18 protein-coding genes are annotated in these 19,660 nt (G+C 63.5%); 15 read left to right on the plus strand and 3 right to left on the minus strand.

The genetic code is table 11. From position 1 onward, the window contains the following. The first annotated feature begins 90 nt into the window (after window positions 1–90). The gene (locus tag LB566_RS02290) at window positions 91–2,019 is read left to right on the plus strand and encodes an LTA synthase family protein (protein WP_224622846.1); all 1,929 of its coding nucleotides are present in this window, start codon (window positions 91–93) and stop codon (window positions 2,017–2,019) included. Window positions 2,020–2,062: 43 nt separating this feature from the next. Here the strand turns inward: LB566_RS02290 and LB566_RS02295 are convergent, their stop codons facing one another. After that, window positions 2,063–3,772: a pilus assembly protein gene (locus LB566_RS02295; RefSeq protein ID WP_224622848.1), complete on the minus strand. Its 1,710-nt coding sequence runs from the start codon at window positions 3,770–3,772 to the stop codon at window positions 2,063–2,065. A 448-nt stretch (window positions 3,773–4,220) separates the two neighbouring features. Here LB566_RS02295 and rpsF point away from each other — a divergent pair, with 448 nt between their 5' ends. From rpsF to LB566_RS02360, 13 genes are all read left to right on the plus strand, one after another. Further along, window positions 4,221–4,715 (plus strand): 30S ribosomal protein S6, encoded by a 495-nt coding sequence (rpsF, locus tag LB566_RS02300; RefSeq protein ID WP_140494463.1) that lies wholly within the window; start codon window positions 4,221–4,223, stop codon window positions 4,713–4,715. Next, window positions 4,715–4,963, plus strand: coding sequence for a 30S ribosomal protein S18 (gene rpsR / locus LB566_RS02305; protein WP_006203718.1), 249 nt, complete (start codon window positions 4,715–4,717; stop codon window positions 4,961–4,963). Before rpsF ends, rpsR begins: the two co-directional genes overlap by 1 nt. 210 nt (window positions 4,964–5,173) lie before the next feature. Continuing rightward, window positions 5,174–5,758, plus strand: a complete 585-nt coding sequence (gene rplI / locus LB566_RS02310) for a 50S ribosomal protein L9 (protein ID WP_140549290.1) — start codon at window positions 5,174–5,176, stop codon at window positions 5,756–5,758. A gap of 195 nt (window positions 5,759–5,953) precedes the next feature. Continuing rightward, window positions 5,954–7,246, plus strand: coding sequence for an SAM-dependent methyltransferase (locus LB566_RS02315; RefSeq protein WP_224622850.1), 1,293 nt, complete (start codon window positions 5,954–5,956; stop codon window positions 7,244–7,246). 84 nt (window positions 7,247–7,330) lie between these two features. Beyond that, entirely contained in the window at window positions 7,331–7,654 is a 324-nt protein-coding gene (locus LB566_RS02320; protein ID WP_224622851.1) for a YnfA family protein, read from the plus strand. A gap of 3 nt (window positions 7,655–7,657) precedes the next feature. After that, entirely contained in the window at window positions 7,658–8,644 is a 987-nt protein-coding gene (locus LB566_RS02325; protein ID WP_224622853.1) for a small ribosomal subunit Rsm22 family protein, read from the plus strand. 210 nt (window positions 8,645–8,854) lie between these two features. After that, a complete protein-coding gene (locus tag LB566_RS02330; protein ID WP_140549294.1) occupies window positions 8,855–10,345 on the plus strand; it encodes a replicative DNA helicase in 1,491 nt (496 codons plus the stop codon). 98 nt (window positions 10,346–10,443) lie between these two features. After that, window positions 10,444–11,847 (plus strand): DNA repair protein RadA, encoded by a 1,404-nt coding sequence (gene radA / locus LB566_RS02335; RefSeq protein WP_224622855.1) that lies wholly within the window; start codon window positions 10,444–10,446, stop codon window positions 11,845–11,847. A gap of 43 nt (window positions 11,848–11,890) precedes the next feature. Further along, window positions 11,891–12,562 carry a CvpA family protein gene (locus tag LB566_RS02340; RefSeq protein WP_140494478.1) on the plus strand — a complete coding sequence of 224 codons (672 nt, stop codon included), beginning with the start codon at window positions 11,891–11,893 and terminating at the stop codon, window positions 12,560–12,562. Between the two features lie 121 nt (window positions 12,563–12,683). Then, window positions 12,684–14,153 (plus strand): amidophosphoribosyltransferase, encoded by a 1,470-nt coding sequence (gene purF, locus LB566_RS02345; RefSeq protein ID WP_224622857.1) that lies wholly within the window; start codon window positions 12,684–12,686, stop codon window positions 14,151–14,153. Between the two features lie 48 nt (window positions 14,154–14,201). Next, window positions 14,202–14,957, plus strand: a complete 756-nt coding sequence (locus tag LB566_RS02350; protein ID WP_224622859.1) for an SDR family NAD(P)-dependent oxidoreductase — start codon at window positions 14,202–14,204, stop codon at window positions 14,955–14,957. Between the two features lie 83 nt (window positions 14,958–15,040). Beyond that, window positions 15,041–15,676, plus strand: coding sequence for a hypothetical protein (locus tag LB566_RS02355; RefSeq protein ID WP_224622861.1), 636 nt, complete (start codon window positions 15,041–15,043; stop codon window positions 15,674–15,676). Window positions 15,677–15,822: 146 nt separating this feature from the next. Then, window positions 15,823–16,041, plus strand: a complete 219-nt coding sequence (locus LB566_RS02360; protein ID WP_140549298.1) for a hypothetical protein — start codon at window positions 15,823–15,825, stop codon at window positions 16,039–16,041. Window positions 16,042–16,055: 14 nt separating this feature from the next. Here the strand turns inward: LB566_RS02360 and LB566_RS02365 are convergent, their stop codons facing one another. Further along, window positions 16,056–16,562 (minus strand): OsmC family protein, encoded by a 507-nt coding sequence (locus tag LB566_RS02365; protein ID WP_140549299.1) that lies wholly within the window; start codon window positions 16,560–16,562, stop codon window positions 16,056–16,058. 514 nt (window positions 16,563–17,076) lie between these two features. Here LB566_RS02365 and LB566_RS02370 point away from each other — a divergent pair. Next, a complete protein-coding gene (locus tag LB566_RS02370) occupies window positions 17,077–18,588 on the plus strand; it encodes a S10 family peptidase (RefSeq protein ID WP_140549300.1) in 1,512 nt (503 codons plus the stop codon). 166 nt (window positions 18,589–18,754) lie between these two features. Here LB566_RS02370 and LB566_RS02375 read toward each other — a convergent pair whose 3' ends face one another. After that, window positions 18,755–19,642, minus strand: coding sequence for a glutathione S-transferase family protein (locus tag LB566_RS02375; protein ID WP_140549301.1), 888 nt, complete (start codon window positions 19,640–19,642; stop codon window positions 18,755–18,757). Window positions 19,643–19,660: the final 18 nt, after the last annotated feature.

A 19,660-nucleotide genomic window follows, 5' to 3' on the forward strand; every position in this document is an offset into this window, starting at 1 on the left:
GCTCTTCTTATTTCCGCCACAGGCGCTAGCTTTGCGTGACAATTCCATGACAATCGAGTGACGGGTCTGTCGCTGGGTGGGGAAGTTAAAGTGGCTAGGATTTCGAAAGGCGCAGGCAAAGCCGCGCCACAGTTTCTGGAAGACGATCCTTCCACCGGCTACCTGCCGGGACGGAAGTGGCCGACCATACGCTATGGGCTGACCAGCCTGCTGATCGCGGCCGTCCTGGTGTTCGCCATCGAATTGATCGTGCGCGGCGACTTCGCCGGCACGGTTTCCTTCTTCCTGCAGCCGCTCAAGCCGGGCTGGACCACGATCGTGGTGTTCGCCCTGGTTCTGATCGGCCTCGATGCCGTTTTCGGCCGCAGCTATCAAAGCCTGATGATCGTCGCGCCGCTGACGCTCTCGCTGGCTTTCATCGGTCATCAGAAATCGCATTATCTCGGCGATCCCCTCTACCCGACCGATTTCCTCTACTCCCGCCAGATCGTGGCGCTGCTGCCGCTTCTGGTGCGTGACCGCCCGATGACTGCCCTTGCCATGGTTGTCGGCATCGTCGCCGGCCTGTCGCTGCTCATCTATGGCTGGCGGGTCTGGCGTCGAAAGGTGCCGATACTCAGTCGCAAGGGCCGTCTCGCCCGGCTGACGCTGGCGGTGCCGCTGCTCGCCTTCTTCGTCTCGATCATGGACTATGCTACCTTCTCCTGGACCCGGGACCGGCTGCAGATCATCCCGATCATGTGGGACCAGAAGGAAAATTACGCCTCCAACGGCTTTGCGCTCGCCTTCGCGCTTAACGTGCCGATGGCGCATGTCTCGGCGCCGCCAGGCTATTCGGAAAAGACGATCGCGGCCATCGACAGGCCGCAGGTGACCGCCTCTGTGCCCCAGGAAAAGCCCGACATCATCGTCGTCATGAGCGAATCCTTCTGGGATCCGACCAAGCTGCCCGGGGTCACCATCACGCCCGATCCGATCCCCAACGTGCGGGCGCTGCGTTCGGGCTCCATGTTCTCACCCGAATTCGGCGGCATGACCGCCAACATCGAGTTCGAGGCACTGACCGGCTTCTCCAACGCCTTCCTGCCGGCCGGCAGCATCCCCTACCAGCAATATGTGCGCACGCCGACGCCGTCGCTGGCGACTTTCCTGAAGAGGGAGGGCTACAGGGCGCGCGCCATCCATCCGGGCACCAACTGGTTCTGGAACCGCGGCGCGGTCTATGCCGATTTCGGCTTCGACGACTTCAGATCGGAAGAGACGCTGCCGCCGATGCAAAAGCGCGGGCCGCTGGCATCCGACGCGGCGATGACGGACGAGATCATCAGCGAGGCCGATGCCAGCGATGCCCCGGTGTTCTTCTTTGCCGTCAGCCTGCAGAACCACGGCCCTTACGAGCCGAACCGCTACTACAACCCGACCCACACCGTGCAGGCGCCGATCAGCCAATGGGCGCGTGAATCGCTGCTGAGTTACACCGAGGGCTCGGCGGACGCGGACCGCGGTCTCGGACGCCTGGTCGAATGGGCAAAGAAACGCTCTCGCCCCACCGTCATCGCCTTCTTCGGCGACCATCTGCCGCCACTTGGGCCGGTCTATGTCGAGACCGGGTTCATGAAGGACAATGTCGCGCCGAGGAAGGAGGCTTCCGCCGAGGCGGCGCTGGAGCATCATCAAACGCCGCTGATCATCTGGTCGAACCGCACCGGCCCGGCCAAGGACATGGGCGCCGTCAGCCCCGCCTTCCTGCCCTATCACATCCTGAAAACGGCCGGCATCACCCACCCCTACTACACCGGCTTCCTGGGAGAGATGCGCGAACGCTACCGCGTGGTCGACCGCAATCTGCTGTTGACGCCGGCGGGAGAAGCCACGCCCGATTGGGCGCGGCAGAAGGAAATCGACCCGGCAATCCGCGATTTCCGGCTGCTGCAATACGACATGATGTTCGGCAAACGCCACGCGGCGCCCGACTTCTTCCCCGAAACGGTGGACAAGGTCGTCGCCCATATGAGCTGAGATTCGCGGCATCCTTCTGGATGCCGCCCAGCGGGTCGAGCGTTCAATTCGTCAGTTGCAATTTCGAGAATTTGTTGGCGATCTGCTGGAACACGTTCGGCAGTTTGTTTGGATCGTTGACGGCGTAATAGTCGCTGGGATCCGAGGCGCAAGCGCTGTAAAGCGTGCGGTTGGCGGCGGTGTCGGATTGCAGCACCATCGTGTAGATTTCGGCGCCCTGGTTCTTCAGCTGCGTGCAGACGCTTTTGGTCCATCCGTCGACATTGCGCGCGGCGGTCGTCTGATTGTCCGATCCAAGCCGACCGGCAGCGCCATAGGCTGAGCCGGCGAGAAAACCATAGGACGTATAGTCGGACTTGGTCGTCTCGTTGCTGGCGCCGTAGACGACATTCTCCCCGTCGGTGAGCAACATGACGATCTTGCTCACCCCGGGCGTCTTCCAAGGCGTCCCCTCAACATAGGGCGCACTCGGCGACAACACCCGCTGGCCCCAGGCCAGGCCCTCGGAAACATTGGTGCCGGACCCCGCCCATGCAAGCATCTTGGCGGCCGCCTGGCGAAGCTTTGTAAAGTCTTCCGTCAAGGGGACGATTGGCGAGGGACAGGACCGGTTTGGCCCTACCGTCAGTTGCAAAGCGTTTGGATCGTTTGTGACCGCGGTGGCAATGGCGGTGTTCTGCGGCGCCACATATTTGGCGACCGTTTCAAGATCACCCCTCAAAACGCCGGCAGCACTTCCAAGCAAGCCGCTCAGATCTATTCCGAGAATATTCAGTCCGCCATTCTGAGCTAGTTTGGTCTCATCGGGGGCGTCGTCGATAAAGGAATTGTTGTAGTGATAGGCGTCGTTTGAATAGCCGCTGGAAGGTCTCGTGCCATTTCCCGGACTGTCCGGCGCGAAATACGGCACGAACAGAGTGTCGGGGTAACGGGGATCGGGCGGCGTATCGGCGATATTAAGGGCACCAGGGCGCGCCTCGACGCAGCCTTTCCAACCCGTATCCTCCCCCTTGTCGTCCTTCCACCCCGTCAACCTGGCGGCAGAGGCCGGATCTTTCATCAACTGCCTGAACAGCGCCATGTGATTGGGACGCCTGCCCTTGATGATGGGGAAATTGATTCCATTGGTGGATGACTTGCCGTCCATATCGATCCAGGACGGGTCGAACCCATCGCCATTAACATTGACAGCCGTGACGAAGGGAACCAGCGCCACGCGGACCTTGCGCGTCGGTGATTGCGCCGCTTCCAGATATTTGAGCAGATTGTCCGTCGCTGTCTTGAGGGCAGCAATTTTGGCGCCGGCCATCGAGCCGGTGTTGTCCAGCACCAGCACGACTTCGAGCTGGTTGTTCGATTCGACCGCCGAGGCATCGACCACGATGTGTCTGTTCTGGCCGAACAGGAAGGCGAAGTTCAAATTGACGTCCGCCGAGGCCACCGCCTTCGTCTTGACGAAATTGACGCCCCTGTCGACGGTCAGCGTCGCCTGCGCATTTGTGAGCTCGCCATGTCCGGCTACGTTGGCCTGGAAATAGCGGTTGAAGGCGTCGGTGCGGGTGATGTCCAGATCGCCGAGATGCGAGGAAGCGAGATTTGCCGCGTCGAGCGCATTCTGCAAGTTGCTCTTGGCCCGCATGATGGTGGAGACATCGGTTGCGAAGGCCACCGCCGACAGGATGGCCGGCAAGCCGATCCCGAGCAAAAGCGCGAAATTGCCGCTTTTCGAGCGCCAGAATTTCTTGAGAAGCATCCTTACCCCCGGAAATGCCTAGCCCGTTGCTGACAGCGGGATGCCGCTTTTTGCGCCAGACATGATGAATCGGCGGTTGATGCCGGGGCCGCAACCCCATACACCTGTCATGGTGGTTAAGGTCTGGTTTCCGGGAACCATGACGTCCCGTCGCCGCACATGCCGGTTTTTCCGGCCCTGCGACATCCGGGATTGCCGCCTGCTCTTGCCTTCCATGTGGATTGCTATATAGACGCCGCCAATCTGCCGGTCCCAGCTGGGGGCTGAACGGAGGGCCGGAGGTTTTCGAAACCTTCGCGTGAAGCCAAAAGCGCTTCCGCCTCCCGTGTCTCCGCTCTCGACCGTCTCGTCATGCTCCTTTCTTCCCCGCTCCTGGCGGGTCAGAGAAGTTGCAGAGGCTTTTGCCGCCGGGAACCGGGAGAGAAACGAAGAAAGGCGAAAAGACATAATGGCTCTTTACGAACATGTGTTTCTTGCCCGGCAGGACCTCTCGCAGCAGCAGGTCGATGCGCTTGTCGAACAGTACAAGGGCGTCATCTCCGCCAATGGCGGGTCCGTCGGCCGGGTCGAGAACTGGGGACTGAAGTCCCTCACCTACCGGGTCAACAAGAACCGGAAGGCATACTACACGCTGATGGATCTTGACTGCCCGCCGGCAGCGCTCAACGAAATGGAGCGCCAGATGGGCCTGTCCGAGGACGTGCTGCGTTTTCTGACCATCAAGGTCGATGCGCATGAGGAAGGTCCCTCCGCCATGATGCAGAAGCGCGAAGAGCGCTCGGAACGCGGCGGCTTCGGCGACCGTGACCGCGGCGACCGTGGTCCGCGCTCGTTCGGCGACCGTGATCGCGGCGATCGTCCGCCACGCAGCTTCGGCGGCGACGCCGGTGGCGATCGTGGTCCGCGCCGTCCGCGCGAAGGCTTTGAAGGGGGTGCAGAATAATGGTCGACATCAACCAGATCCCGACCCGGCGCCCGTTCCATCGCCGCCGCAAGACCTGCCCGTTCTCGGGCGCCAACGCGCCCAAGATCGACTACAAGGACGTGCGCCTCCTGCAGCGCTACATTTCCGAGCGCGGCAAGATCGTGCCGTCGCGCATCACCGCCGTCAGCCAGAAGAAGCAGCGTGAGCTCGCCAAGGCGATCAAGCGCGCCCGCTTCCTCGGCCTGCTGCCCTACGTGGTTCGCTAATCCTTGACGCGGGCGGCGCCCCCCCCCGCTTCTCTTCCACGGCGACGGGCGCCGCTGGATTGCACATCAAATCCCGAGTTGAGGTCAAACCTCTAACTGCCGCGACAGGCAGGACAGCGACACCGGCGGCAACGCCCTTTTGCTTCCTGACCTGTTCCAGAGAATCCGGTGCCGATCCCTCGATTGGTGCCCAACGAAAGGAACAAAACCATGGAAGTCATTCTTCTCGAACGCGTTTCCCGCCTCGGCCAGATGGGCGAGACCGTCAAGGTCAAGGACGGCTTTGCCCGCAATTTCCTGTTGCCGCAGGGCAAGGCGCTGCGCGCCAACGAAGCCAACAAGAAGAAGTTCGAAGGCCAGCGCGCCCAGCTCGAGGCCCGCAACCTCGAGCGGAAATCCGAAGCCTCGCAGGTGGCCGAACAGCTCGACGGCAAGAGCTTCATCGCCGTTCGGTCGGCCGGCGAGACCGGCCAGCTCTACGGCTCGGTGTCGACGCGCGACATCGCCGACCTGCTGACGGCCGAGGGCTTTTCGGTCAACCGCAACCAGATCCAGCTCAACCAGCCGATCAAGACCATCGGCCTGACCAACGTGGCGATCGCGCTGCATCCCGAAGTCGAGGTCACCATCACGCTCAACATCGCCCGCACGGCCGACGAAGCCGAGCGTCAGGCCAAGGGCGAGACGCTGACCACCGCCGAGGCCATCTATGGCGACGACATCAACGACAATGCCCGGCCGGAGAACTTCTTCGACCCGAACGCCGAGTTCGAGGGCGGCGAAGAGAACGCCTGATATCGGCGCGGCGCGCCTGCCGGCGCGCCGCATTCGGCTGACTGGCGGCTCCAGTCAGACTGGCAGTTCAAGTCAGACTGGACCAATGCCCGGGTTCGTCACCCGGGCATTTTTGTGCCAAAAGGAACTTTTCGAAACCCTATATATTGATGCAGAGTAGGACAGCCTGTCTGACCGAGAGGGGACATTTGGGTCATGAATATTCTGTTGAAACGCGTTCTCGACCGCCTGGTGCGCACAGGCCATCTCAAGGTGACCGGCCCCAAGGGCACGACATTCGTGTTCGGTGACGGCAGCGGCGAGCCGGTGCACCTGCACATCAAGACCAGGCACGCCGAGCGCGCCATCACCTTCGATCCGATGCTGGCCGTGCCGGAAGCCTACATGGATGGCGAACTCGACATCCTCGAGGGTGGCGTCCTTGGCCTGATGCGCATCGCTTTCCAGAACATGGGCAGCGGCGGCATCGACGCGACGTGGTCGAAAGCCATCGAAGGCCTGCGCCACGCCTTCCGCCGCCTGCAGCAGATCAACACCGCGTCGCGTTCGCGCCGCAACGTGCAGCGCCACTACGATCTGTCGGGCGACCTCTACCGGCTCTTCCTCGATGAGGACATGCAGTATTCCTGCGCCTATTTCGAGCAGCCCGACATGACGCTGGACGAGGCGCAGGCAGCCAAGAAACGCCACATCGCCGCCAAGCTCAGGCTGAAGGCCGGGCAGACGGTGCTCGACATCGGCTCCGGCTGGGGCGGGCTAGGCCTCTACCTCGCCAAGGCCTTCGACGTCGACGTACAGGGCGTGACACTGTCGACCGAGCAGCACGGCGTCGCCACCGACCGGGCCCATGCCCAGGGCCTGGAAAACCACGTCCATTTCGAGCTGAAGGATTACCGCGAACTCAACGAACGCTTCGACCGCATCGTTTCGGTCGGCATGTTCGAACATGTCGGGGTCAACCATTACCGCACCTTCTTCGACAAAAGCGCGACGTTGCTGAAGCCTGACGGCGTCATGCTCCTGCACACGATCGGCCGCTCCGGCGTGCCGTGGGCGACCAGCGCCTTCATCCGAAAATACATTTTCCCGGGCGGCTACATTCCCGCGCTTTCCGAAGTCATGCCGGCGATCGAGAAGTCAGGCCTCGTCGTCACGGACATCGAAATCCTGCGGCTCCACTATGCCGACACGTTGAAGCATTGGGGCCAGCGCTTCGCCGCCAACCGCGACAAGGCCAAGGCGATCTATGACGAGCGCTTCTGCCGCATGTGGGAATTCTATTTGGCAGCCTCGGAAGCCGCCTTCCGCTGGCAGGACCTGGTCATCTTCCAGATCCAGCTTGCCAGGAAGAACGACACGCTGCCGATGGCGCGCGACTATATGGTCAAATGTGAAAAGGCGCTCGAAATGCGCGACATGGGCCATCGCGAAGCGGCTCCGGTCGAAAAGCCCGCCAAGCCCGCCCGGCGCCGCAAGGTGGCGGAGTAAGAACAGGCCGCTTGCGGCATTGACGCTTGCCATTCCCGGCTCCTGCCGTGAAAAAGGCCTCGTGATCGTCGCGAGGCCTTTTTCATGACCTATGTCCTCTATTCAGCCGCGGCGCTCGCCGAGATCGGCGGCTGTTTTTCGGTGTGGGCATGGTGGCGGCTGGAGAAGTCGCCGCTGTGGCTGCTGCCAGGTTTCGTTTCGTTGCTTGTGTTCGCCTGGCTTCTGGCCCTGGTCGACACCAGCGCGGCCGGCCGCGCCTATGCCGCCTATGGCGGCATCTACATCGCGGCGTCGCTCGCCTGGCTCTGGCTGGTGGAAAGCGTGCGTCCCGACCGGTGGGACCTTGCGGGGGCGGCGCTCTGCATACTGGGTGCCTCTGTCATCCTGCTCGCACCACGAGGAGCATGAGCCGTGGAACTGCCTGCCCCGCTTCGACAGGCCGTCGACCGTGCCCTCGAAAACGTGCCGCTGCCGGTGCTCAGGCAGGCGGCGAAAACCCTGTCGGATCGCTATCGCGCCGAGACGCGCGACGGTCGCCTGCATATGGCGCAGGACATGGCTGTCAAGGCCTATCTGGCGACGCGGCTTCCGGCGACCTATGCCGCCGTCCGCGCCAGCCTCGACGCAGTGAACCAGGCCCGGCCGGAATTCGCACCGGAAACCCTGCTCGACGTCGGCGCCGGCCCGGGCACGGTGCTTTGGGCCACGGCGGACCAGTGGCCCGATCTCCAACAGGCGGTTTTGCTGGAAGCCAGTGCTGCGGTGCGCAAGGTCGGCGAGGCGCTTGCCGCCGATGCGATCGCTGCCCGGATCGCCTGGCGGGCAGGCGATGTGACCATCGACCTTGACGGTTTGCAGCCTGCGGATCTGGTCACCTGCGCCTATGTGCTGGACGAGATCGCACCGGCATCCCTGCCGAAAATGGTCGATCGGCTGTGGCAGCTCACGACGGACACGCTGCTGATCGTGGAGCCGGGCACGCCGGCGGGCTGGCAGCGTGTTCTCGCGGTTCGCCGGCAACTGATGGAAGCGGGCGCGCATGTGCTGGCACCTTGTCCGCACGAAGCCCCCTGCCCGCTCATCCCGCCCGACTGGTGTCATTTTTCGCGGCGCGTCGCCCGCTCGCGCCTGCACCGGCTGGCCAAGGACGCCGAAGTGCCATGGGAGGACGAGAAGTTCATCTACGTCGCGGCTTCGAGGCAGCCGGCGCCGGTCCGCGCGGCGCGGGTGATCGCGCCACCGAAAACCGGCTCGGGCAAGGCGGCGCTCAAGCTTTGCCGGCCGGACGGCAGTGCCGGCGAGACGCTTTTCAGCAAGCGTGACGGTGAACTGTTCAAGGCGGCGCGGCGCTCGGGCTGGGGCGACGTGCTCGATACAGCCCTGGGGATCGCGCGATGATTGTTCTTGCTTTGTTCCAAGCCATCGCGTAGAATCACCACATAGTCGAGTCAACTGGAATCAGGGCACGGGAATACTGTCCTGTGGACGGTTTTTTGTTTCTGTGAACAGTGGGCATCAAATCTGCTTGGGTGATAACTGTTGCAGATAAGTCAGCACTCAATTTTCCGATTCTGATATCGAGAGACCGGGATCGAAATCGGGGACATCATGGCAGAGGCAGCGCGGAAATTCGGCGTGGCGGAGCAACCGCTCTATCGCGAGGCGCCGAACAATATCGAGGCGGAACAGGCGCTGCTCGGCGCGATCCTCGTCAACAACGATGCCTTCTATCGCGTCTCCGACTTCCTGAAGGCCAGCCACTTCTACGAACCCCTGCATCGCAAGATCTTCGAGGTCGCGGCCGAGCTGATTCGCATGGGCAAGGTGGCGACGCCGATCACGCTGAAGACCTTCCTGCCGGCCGACGAGAAGGTCGGCGACATGACGGTGGCGCAATATGTGGTGCGGTTGGCGGTCGAAGCCGTCACGGTCGTCAATGCCACGGATTACGGCCGCGCCATCTATGACCTTGCGACGCGCCGCGCCCTGATCACCGTCGGCGAGGACATGGTCAACATCGCCTATGACGCGCCGGTCGACATGTCGCCGTCCGAGCAGATCGAGGATGCCGAACGACGCCTGTTCGAGCTGGCCGAAACCGGGCGCTATGACGGCGGCTTCGAGAGCTTCACCGATGCGGTCAAGACCGCGGTCGACATGGCCAATGCCGCCTATATGCGCGATGGGCACCTGTCGGGGCTGGCCACCGGCATGCGCGACCTCGACCGCCGCATGGGCGGCCTGCAATCGTCGGATCTGATCGTCCTTGCCGGCCGTCCGGGCATGGGCAAGACGTCGCTCGCAACCAACATCGCTTTCAACGTCGCCGAGGCCTATGTGCCGGCGCAGCAGGCCGACGGGTCGTTCAAGGCGGCGAATGGCGGTGTCGTCGGCTTCTTCTCGCTCGAAATGTCGTCGGAACAGCTCGCGACCCGTATCATCTCCGAACAGACGGAAATCTCCTCCTCGAAGATCCGCCGCGGCGAGATCACCGAAATGGACTTCGAAAAACTGGTCGCCTGTTCGCAGACCATGCAGAAGATCCCGCTGTTCATCGACCAGACCGGCGGCATCTCGATCGCCCAGCTCTCGGCCCGCGCCCGGCGCCTGAAGCGCCAGCGCGGCCTCGATCTCATCGTCATCGACTATATCCAGCTGATGCAGGGCTCCAGCGCCAGGGCCTCGCAGAACCGCGTGCAGGAAATCACCGAGATCACCACCGGCCTCAAGGCACTGGCCAAGGAGCTCGCGGTGCCGATCATCGCGCTGTCGCAGCTCTCGCGTCAGGTCGAAAGCCGCGACGACAAGCGCCCGCAGCTCTCGGACTTGCGCGAATCCGGCTCGATCGAGCAGGACGCCGACGTCGTGATCTTCGTCTATCGCGAGGAATATTACCTCAAGAACCGCGAGCCGAAGCTCGGCACCGACGAGTACATCAAGTGGGAAAACGAGATGAACGAGATGCGCGGCAAGGCCGAGGTAATCGTGGCCAAGCAGCGTCACGGACCGACGGGCACGGTCACGCTCGCCTTCCACGGCGAATTCACCCGCTTCTCGGATCTGGCGGAGGAACATCATATCGCGGAAAGGTTTGAGTAGAAGCTTGTTCGCGACCGCAAGAAAGTCATTGGGTCAAAGCGCTCTACGGCGCGGCCGTAGGGTGCTTGCCTTCTGCAATTGGCGGACGACGCACCTTCATGGCTAAATCCCGCGTCCAGTTCATCTGCCAGAACTGCGGATCGGTGCATCAGCGCTGGGCCGGCAAATGCGATGCCTGCGGCGAATGGAACACGCTGGTCGAGGAAGGCACGTCCGGCGGCATCGGTTCCGGGCCGGCCAATACGCGCAACGCCCGCAAGGGCCGCGCGGTGGTGTTGACCACGCTTTCCGGCGATATCGAGGACGCGCCGCGCATCGTGTCGGGCATCGGCGAGCTCGACCGCGCCACCGGCGGCGGCTTCGTGCGCGGCTCGGCGCTGCTGGTCGGCGGGGATCCTGGTATCGGCAAGTCGACGCTGCTCACCCAGGCTGCGGCCGCCCTTGCCTCTCGAGGCCACCGCATCGTCTATGTCTCGGGTGAAGAGGCGGTCGCCCAGATCAGGCTGCGCGCGCAGCGCCTCGGCGTCGCTTCCACGCCGGTCGAGCTCGCGGCCGAGACCAATGTCGAGGATATCCTTGCCACGATCGCCGATGGCAAGCGGCCGGACCTGGTGATCCTCGATTCCATCCAGACGCTGTGGACCGACCTCGCCGATTCGGCGCCCGGCACCGTCACCCAGGTGCGTGCCGCCGCCCAGGCGATGATCCGCTATGCGAAATCCACGGGTGCTGCGATCGTGCTCGTCGGCCATGTCACCAAGGAAGGCCAGATCGCCGGCCCGCGCGTCGTCGAGCACATGGTCGACGCCGTGCTCTATTTCGAGGGCGAAGGCGGCCATCACTACCGTATCCTGCGCACCGTCAAGAACCGTTTCGGCCCGACCGATGAGATCGGCGTCTTCGAAATGTCGGACAAGGGCCTGCGCGAAGTTGCCAATCCGTCCGAGCTTTTCCTCGGCGAGCGCCATGCGAAATCACCGGGAGCGGCGGTTTTCGCCGGCATGGAAGGCACAAGGCCGGTGCTGGTCGAAATCCAGGCGCTGGTCGCGCCCTCCTCGCTCGGCACGCCGCGTCGCGCCGTCGTTGGCTGGGACGGCGCTCGGCTGTCGATGATCCTGGCGGTGCTCGAGGCGCATTGCGGCGTGCGCTTCGGCCAACAAGACGTCTATCTGAACGTAGCCGGCGGCTACCGCATTTCCGAGCCCGCGGCCGATGTGGCGGTGGCGGCCGCACTGGTTTCCTCGCTCACCGGTCTTGCCCTTCCCGCCGATTGCGTCTATTTCGGCGAAATCAGCCTTTCTGGCGCCGTGAGGCCGGTTGCGCATGCGCAGCAGCGTCTCAAGGAGGCCGAAAAGCTGGGTTTCGGAAGCGCGGTTCTGCCCTTGGGCAGCGAGGAACTTGTCGGAGGAATCGGGGCCGGCGCTTTCCAGCCCACCGAGCTCGCCGACCTCGTGGCGCGCATAGCCGGCTCACGGCGCAGCCGCGCCAACGACGAAGAATGACGGGCTCACCTGATGGTGAGCGACAGGGAGTGGGGCGACAAAGATGCCGATTACGCTGCTTGACGGAATTCTCGTCGGCTTCACCCTGGTCTCGGCGATGCTCGCCATGGTTCGCGGCTTTTCACGCGAGGTCCTGTCCATCGTGTCCTGGGCGGCGGCGGCCGCGGCGGCATTCTTTTTCTACAAGCCCGTCCTGCCCTATCTGAAGCCCTACATCGACAATGAAAAGATCGCCATGGCGGCCTCTGCCGGTGTCGTCTTCATCATCGCTTTGATCGTCGTCAGCGTCATCACCATGAAACTCGCCGACTGGATCATCGATTCCCGCATCGGCGCGCTCGACCGCACGCTCGGCTTCCTCTATGGCGCCGCCCGCGGCATTTTGGTGGTCGCTGTGGCCCTGCTGTTCTTCAATTGGCTGGCCGGCGCCAAGGCTCCGGCCTGGGTCACGGAGGCCAAGTCGCGGCCGCTGCTGGAACAGATCGGCGCCAAGCTCGAAAGCCTGCTGCCCGAGGATCCGGAAAACGCCATCCTCAAGAAGCTCAATCCGAATCAGCCGGCCGCCGAAACGCCCGCCGCACCGGATGCACCGGCCACGGATGCTCCGGCGGGAGGGGACGATGCCAATGCGCCGGCGCCTGACGACAGCGATGCCGGAACGCCTCCCGCGGACAACGCACCGGCCAATCCGGCCCCGGCTGCGCCGGCGAACTGATGAGTGATCGGGCGCCGCCGAACAGGCGCCCAGGACTGACGATGATCGTGAACCATCGCCGGACGCGTTGCTTTCACGGCGCTATCGCCTTATATGGCGATTTTAGCGGAGCTTGAGCCCTATGGCAGACGCAGACGACGTGCTTTCCGCGGAAGCTGACGATCACTTCCACGACGAATGCGGCGTGTTCGGCATTTTCGGCCGGCAGGACGCGGCGGCCATCGTCACGCTCGGTCTGCACGCGCTGCAGCATCGCGGCCAGGAAGCGGCCGGCATCGTCTCCTACGACGGCAACCAGTTCCATGTCGAACGCCATGTCGGCCTGATCGGCGACACCTTCACCAAGCAACGCGTCATCGACAGCCTGCAAGGCAATCGCGCCATCGGCCACACGCGCTATGCCACCACCGGTGGCGCCGGCATGCGCAACATCCAGCCTTTCTTCGCCGAACTGGCCGATGGCGGCTTCGCCGTGGCCCATAACGGCAATCTGACCAACGCCATGACCGTGCAACGCGCGCTGCAGAAGCAGGGCGCGATCTTCTCCTCGACCTCCGACACCGAGACGCTTCTGCACCTCGTCGCCACCAGCAAGGAGCGCGATTTGAACTCGCGCTTCATCGATGCGGTGCGCCAAGTCGAGGGCGCCTTCTCGCTGGTGGCGATGACGGCCAAGAAGATGATCGGCTGCCGTGACCCGCTCGGCATCCGTCCACTGGTGCTGGGCGACCTCGACGGCGCCTGGATCCTGGCCTCCGAAACCTGCGCTCTCGACATCATCGGCGCGCGTTTCGTGCGCGATTTGAAGCCCGGCGAAATGGTCGTTGTTACCTCCAAGGGCATCGAAAGCCTGTTCCCGTTCGAGCCGCAGAAGACCCGCTTCTGCATCTTCGAATATGTCTATTTCGCACGCCCGGATTCTTCGGTCGAAGGCCGCAACGTCTACGAGGTGCGCAAGCGCATCGGCGCGGAGCTCGCGCAGGAAAATCCGGTCGAGGCCGACATCGTCGTGCCGGTGCCGGATTCCGGCACGCCGGCGGCAATCGGCTTTTCGCAAGCCGCGGGCATCCCTTTCGAACTCGGCATCATCCGCAACCACTATGTCGGCCGCACCTTCATCCAGCCGGGCGATTCCATTCGCCATATGGGCGTCAAGCTCAAGCACAACGCCAACCGCCGCATGATCGAGGGCAAGCGCGTCGTGCTGGTCGACGATTCCATCGTGCGCGGCACGACCAGCCAGAAGATCGTGCAGATGGTGCGCGATGCGGGCGCCAAGGAAGTGCACATGCGCATTGCCTCGCCGCCGACCAGCGCCTCCTGCTTCTACGGCGTCGATACACCGGAAAAATCGAAGCTTTTGGCATCACGCATGTCGATCGAGGAGATGGCCGAATTCATCCGCGTCGATTCGCTCGGTTTCCTGTCAATCGACGGACTCTATCGCGCCGTCGGCGAGGCCAATCGCGACAACGAGCAGCCGCAGTTCTGCGACGCCTGCTTCACCGGCCAGTATCCGACCCGCCTGCTCGATTTCGAAGGCCACGACAATGTGCGCACGCTGTCGCTGCTGGCGACGAGCGGGGCGTAGGATTTCCGCACCGCCAGTTGCCATAGCCATATTTCCGGAATCCATCGCATGACCCTAGACCTTTCCGGCCGCGTTGCAGTCGTTACCGGCGCCTCGCGGGGCATCGGCTACTTCATCGCCAGGGAACTGGCTGCAGCCGGCGCCCACGTCATTGCGGTGGCGCGCACGGTGGGCGGACTGGAGGAACTCGACGACCAGATCAAGGCCGAGCGCACCAAAACCGGCAAGGGCGAAGCGACGCTGGTGCCGCTCGACCTTGCCGATATGGCTGGCATCGACCGCCTGGGCGGCGCCATCCACGAGCGCTGGGGCAAGCTCGACATTCTCGTCGCCAATGCGGGCGTGCTCGGCGTGATCTCGCCGATCGGCCATGTCGAGGCCAAAACCTTCGAGAAGGTGATGACCATCAACGTCACCTCGACCTGGCGGCTGATCCGCTCGGTCGACCCGCTGCTGCGGCTCTCCGACGCCGGCCGGGCCATCATTCTTTCATCCAATGCCGCCCACTCGGCGCGCGCCTTCTGGGCGCCCTACGCGGCTTCCAAGGCGGCGGTCGAGACGATGATGCGATCCTGGGCGCATGAGACGCAGAGCCTGCCGCTCAGGGTCAACGCGGCCGACCCCGGCGCCACACGCACCGCGATGCGCGCGCAAGCCGTGCCCGGCGAGGACCCGCAAACGCTGCCGCATCCTTCCGAGATCGCCAAACGCATCGTGCCGCTGGCAAGCCCCGACCTGAAAGAGACGGGATTGATCTTCCAGGCCAAGCACAACCGTTTCGTCGCCTACCGGCAGCCGGAATAGCCGCATCCTTTTTATCGGAAGAATTCGGCTCCAGGCGGCGTTCCTCGAATGTATATTCGAAGCTCAAACCCCGGAGGACCGACATGCGCAGACTTATTCTCATCGCCGCCACCGCCATTATCTCCGCCTTGGCCGCAGGCACGGCCTTGTCACAAGATGCCAAGATGAGTTTCTTCGTCACCAGCGTCGGCTCGGGCAAAGGGGCAGACCTCGGCGGCCTGAAGGGCGCGGACGCCCATTGCGCCTCGCTGGCGGAAGCAGCCGGCGTCACCGGCAAGACCTGGGCCGCCTACCTGTCGACCAGCACCGAGGACGCGCGCGACCGCATCGGCAAGGGGCCATGGGTGAATGCCAAGGGCGTCAAGATAGCCGACGACGTCGCCTCGCTGCACGGCGATGCCAACGGCATCTCCAAGCAGACGGCGCTCAACGAAAAAGGCGAGATGGTCAACGGCCGCGGCGATACGCCCAACCGGCACGATATCCTGACCGGCTCGAAACCCGATGGTACCAAGATCGCCGACCAGACCTGCGGTGACTGGACCATGAGCGGCGCGGAAGGCGCTGCCATGATGGGTCACCACGACCGCACCGGGCTCGATGATTCGGCTGCCGCCAAATCCTGGAACTCTTCGCACGCATCGCGCGGCGGCTGCGGCCAGGAGGCGTTGAAAGGCACCGGCGGCGACGGCCTGTTCTATTGTTTCGCAACGAATTGACGGAACCGGCCCGCCCGCCACATCACGCGGCTGTGATGTGGCGGCGGAAAGCTGCGTCGCGGTCATGCTTTCGTCATTTCCGCGGAGTTGATAGGATCGTATCGGTTCCCACAACAAGCCCGGCTGGGCAGAGCAAGGAAATTCCCATGGCTTCGAGCGTAGCGTTGGTCTGGTACCTGGTAATCGCCGGCCCGCAAGGCGGCATGGTCGTGTTGCCCAGCACGTTCGACAAGCGCGAACAATGCACCGCCGCCATCACCGAATACCAGAAGCAGCCGGCCCCGACCGGCTGGTCGCTGCAATGCGTGCCGAGCGCCTCCCCCTTCACCGACGAGGGCGACGCGGAGGAACCGTCAGCGCAGTAGGGCGCGCTGCGGCGTCAGCGCCGTGCGCTGACCGTCAGCTCCGGCTTCTGGTTGATGGTCTGGAACACCACGCAGTAGCGTTCGGTCAGTTTCAGCAAGGAATCGATGCGCTCCTGCGGCTCATCGGTGTCGAGACTGAAGTTCAGCCTGATGGCGCGAAAACCGACCGGCGCGTCCTTGGCGACGCCAAGCGTGCCGCGAAAATCAAGGTCGCCTTCGGCCTCGACCGTGGCGGCGCCGAGCTTGAATTCGAGCGCCGTCGCCACCGCCTTGAGCGTCACGCCGGCGCAGGCCACCAGTGCCTCCAGCAGCATGTCGCCCGAGCAAAGCTCGAGCCCCGAGCCGCCGGTTGCCGGATGCAAGCCGGCAATCGCGATAGCCCTGCCCGTCTCGACCTTGCAGGCGATCGACTGGTCATCGAGACTGCCTCTGGCCCTGAGCGTGATGAGCGCGCGCGAAGCATCGTCGCGATAGGTCTCTTTCAGCGGCGCCTGCATGGCCTTCAGTGCGGTGGCGTCCATTTCGCTGCCCCTTTCGACGATTGTTTCTGGCGCTGGCATGCGCCAACCGACCGAGATTTGACCCGATCACACCGGAAAGCAAACATTATCATCGCGTTGGGACACAGGCGCGCAACCACTATCCCAAATGGAGATTGAGGGACGAGGCCTCAAAACCGTTTGATCCCTGGCGAGTGCCGTCGTTTTCCGATGACCGTCTCGGGTCAACAAGGGCTGGCGATGGGCAGTCAGTTTGTGCCGGCGGTTTCTGCTGATAGGAATTTTTTCTTGACGGGGTGAAGGCAGCTATGGTACATATCTCGTTATGGTGCTGAGTTGCGCCAGGGACCCGCCGCACAGGCGGGTTTATTCATTCAATGCTCTCTCAATAGCGCACCGAGAAGGCTTGCACGGAACCCGCTGACCCGGATTCGTTGTCCTGATGGCAGGCGATCCGTCTCAGCCGGACAAGCCTTTCCTTTGACTTCGATCGCATCGGCCATAGCTATGCGACAAGCGTTCTCGCGGAGGCGTCATGCCGTTCAAGTTGAAACTGATCTCTCTCATCCTGCTGATGCTCGCTGCCTTCGCACAGCCTGTCCTGGCTGAAACGCCGGAGAGGCCGGCGCCGACCGGCGGTGTGCTGTCGCTGCTGCCGACGCCGCAGGTCACCAGCCATTCCATCACGGTTGCCGGACGCAAGCTGGACTATCAGGCCAAGGCCGGCACGCTGTCGCTGCTTTCGGGCAAGGCCGACGTCACGGCGGAGATCTTTTATGTCGCCTACACGCTGCGGCCACCGGCCGACGCGGCAAAAACGGCACCACGCCCCATTACCTTCGTCTTCAATGGCGGCCCCGGGGCGGCCTCCGCCTATCTGCATCTCGGTGCACTCGGTCCGCGCATCATCACGACCGGAGCCGACGGCGAATTCCTGCCGCCGCCGCAAAAGATCATCGACAATCCGGACAGTTGGCTCGACATGACCGACCTCGTCTTTGTCGATCCGGTCGGCACCGGCTACAGCCGCGAGGCTCCTGGGCAGAACACCCACGATTTCTGGGGCGTCAACCAGGACGCCAGCTCGATCGGCGCCTTCATCCGGCTCTATCTGGCGCAGAACGGCCGCAGCGGCTCGCCGCTTTTCCTTGCCGGGGAAAGCTATGGCGGGTTTCGCGCGGCACTGCTGGCCAGAACGCTGCAGGAGGATATCGGCCTTAGCCCGAGCGGCATCGTGCTGATCTCGCCGGCGCTGGAATTCATGCTGGTGCAACCTGACGAATTCGAGCCGCTGCACTGGGCCCTCGAACTCCCCTCGCTGGCGTCGGCGCGGCTCAGTGCCGACGGCGTTACGGGCGAGGCGCTGCGGGCGCAGTTGGCCGCGGTCGAGCGCTATGCGCTTGGCGACTACCTCACGGCGCTGACCAGCGGGCTGGAGCAAGGCGGGCGGCTGGCGAGCCAGCGGGTGGCCGAGATCACCGGCCTGCCGCTCGATCTCGTGCAGCGGAACTTCGCGCGTATCCCGACCAGCCTTTTCGCGAGGGAGTTTGCCCGCGCGAAAGGCAAGGTGCTCAGCCCCTATGATGCCATGATCGGCACGGCCGACATCGCTCCTGAAAGCGCTCGCACCGCCGGACCCGATCCCGTGCTCGACCGCAGCGTTCCGGCATTGACCTCGGCTTTTGTCGGCTATGCCCGCGACGAATTGAACTACCACACCGATGTCAGCTACCGGCTGCTCAATGGCGAGATCAGCCGCAATTGGGACTACGGCACATCGCGGCAGGGCTATGCCGGCGTGATGAACGATCTGCAGCGGGCGCGCTCGCTCAATCCCGCGCTCGGCGTCGTCATCGTCAACGGCTACACCGATCTCGTCACGCCCTATCTGGCATCTCGCTATCTGGTGAACCAGATACCGACGCTCGCCGGTGCAAAGCCCATCCGCGTCGATGTGCTGGACGGAGGACACATGATGTATTTCAGGCCGGACGGAAGGCGGGCGCTCAAGGCAGCGGCGGCGGAGCTTTACCAAGCGACGCAGTAAGCGCCACGGGATACGCCGGAAGCGCGGTGCGACGAGCATCCGCGATACGCTGGCGGACAGACCCTCCTCTTTCCTGCCAGACAAAGGAGGCGCGAAGGAACTCCGCGGAGCGGAGCTCATCCTGGCTGCCGGCTGACTTCAACCGGCCTGCGGCGCCGAAGCGATCTCACACCCGGGGCTGTGACTTCACATGGGCAATATAGCCGCGCACGTCGCTGGCCGGGCCTGCATAGGCCTCGCCGAGCTTCTTCTCCATCGCGGCCATGTAGTCGCTGGCCCATTCGGGCAGGGCATAGTCGATGACGGCGAGAAATTCGAGTGTCGCCGCCAGCCGGATGTCGGCGATAGACGGGTTCTTGCCTCCAATGAAGGGCTTGCCGTCCCTGAAGAAGGAGTGGAACACCTCCAGCGGTTCGGAGATGGCGGCGATCGCCGCCTTCTGCGCCTCCGACTTCATGTCGGGATGAGCGTCGCTGTGGCCGACCTCGCCGGCATATTGCGGGAAACCGAGCGCCGGATAGGTGGCGCGCGCCACATAGGGATAGAGCGTGCCGATCAGGTAGAACATGGCGCTGTCGATCATCGCCCGCTTGGCAGGCGCCTTGGGGTAGAATTTCTCCAGCCCGTGCTTGTTGGCGAGATACTGCATGATGGCGCAGCTCTCCCAAAGCACCCCCCGCGGCAGGCCTTTGTCCTCGATCATCGGGGTTAGATGGGCCGGGTTACGCGCCATGAATTCGGGCGAACGCGTGCTGCCCCAGGCGTCGGCCTCGGCATGGTCCAGCCCGGCGGCGCGGGCAAACACCCGAACCGTCATGTTGTTGACGCTCGGCTTCAGCATGCTGATCATCAGGGCGGGTTTCTTCGCCGATTTCCCCTTGGTCCTGGACGCGGTCTTGCCGGCGGTTGCTGCTTTTGACGCCGGCTTGGCCGAAGGCTTTGCCGATATTTTTGGCGCCGGCTTGGTTGAAGCTTTTGCTGCTGGTTTCGCCCTGGCTTTTGGTGTGGCCTTGGCCGCCGGCTTCCTCGCACCCTTCGTCGCTGTCTTTGCCATGTGTTCCTCCCTTGCTTG

Origin of the sequence: Mesorhizobium sp. CA13 (assembly GCF_020165235.1) — a bacterium.
Classification (GTDB): domain Bacteria; phylum Pseudomonadota; class Alphaproteobacteria; order Rhizobiales; family Rhizobiaceae; genus Mesorhizobium.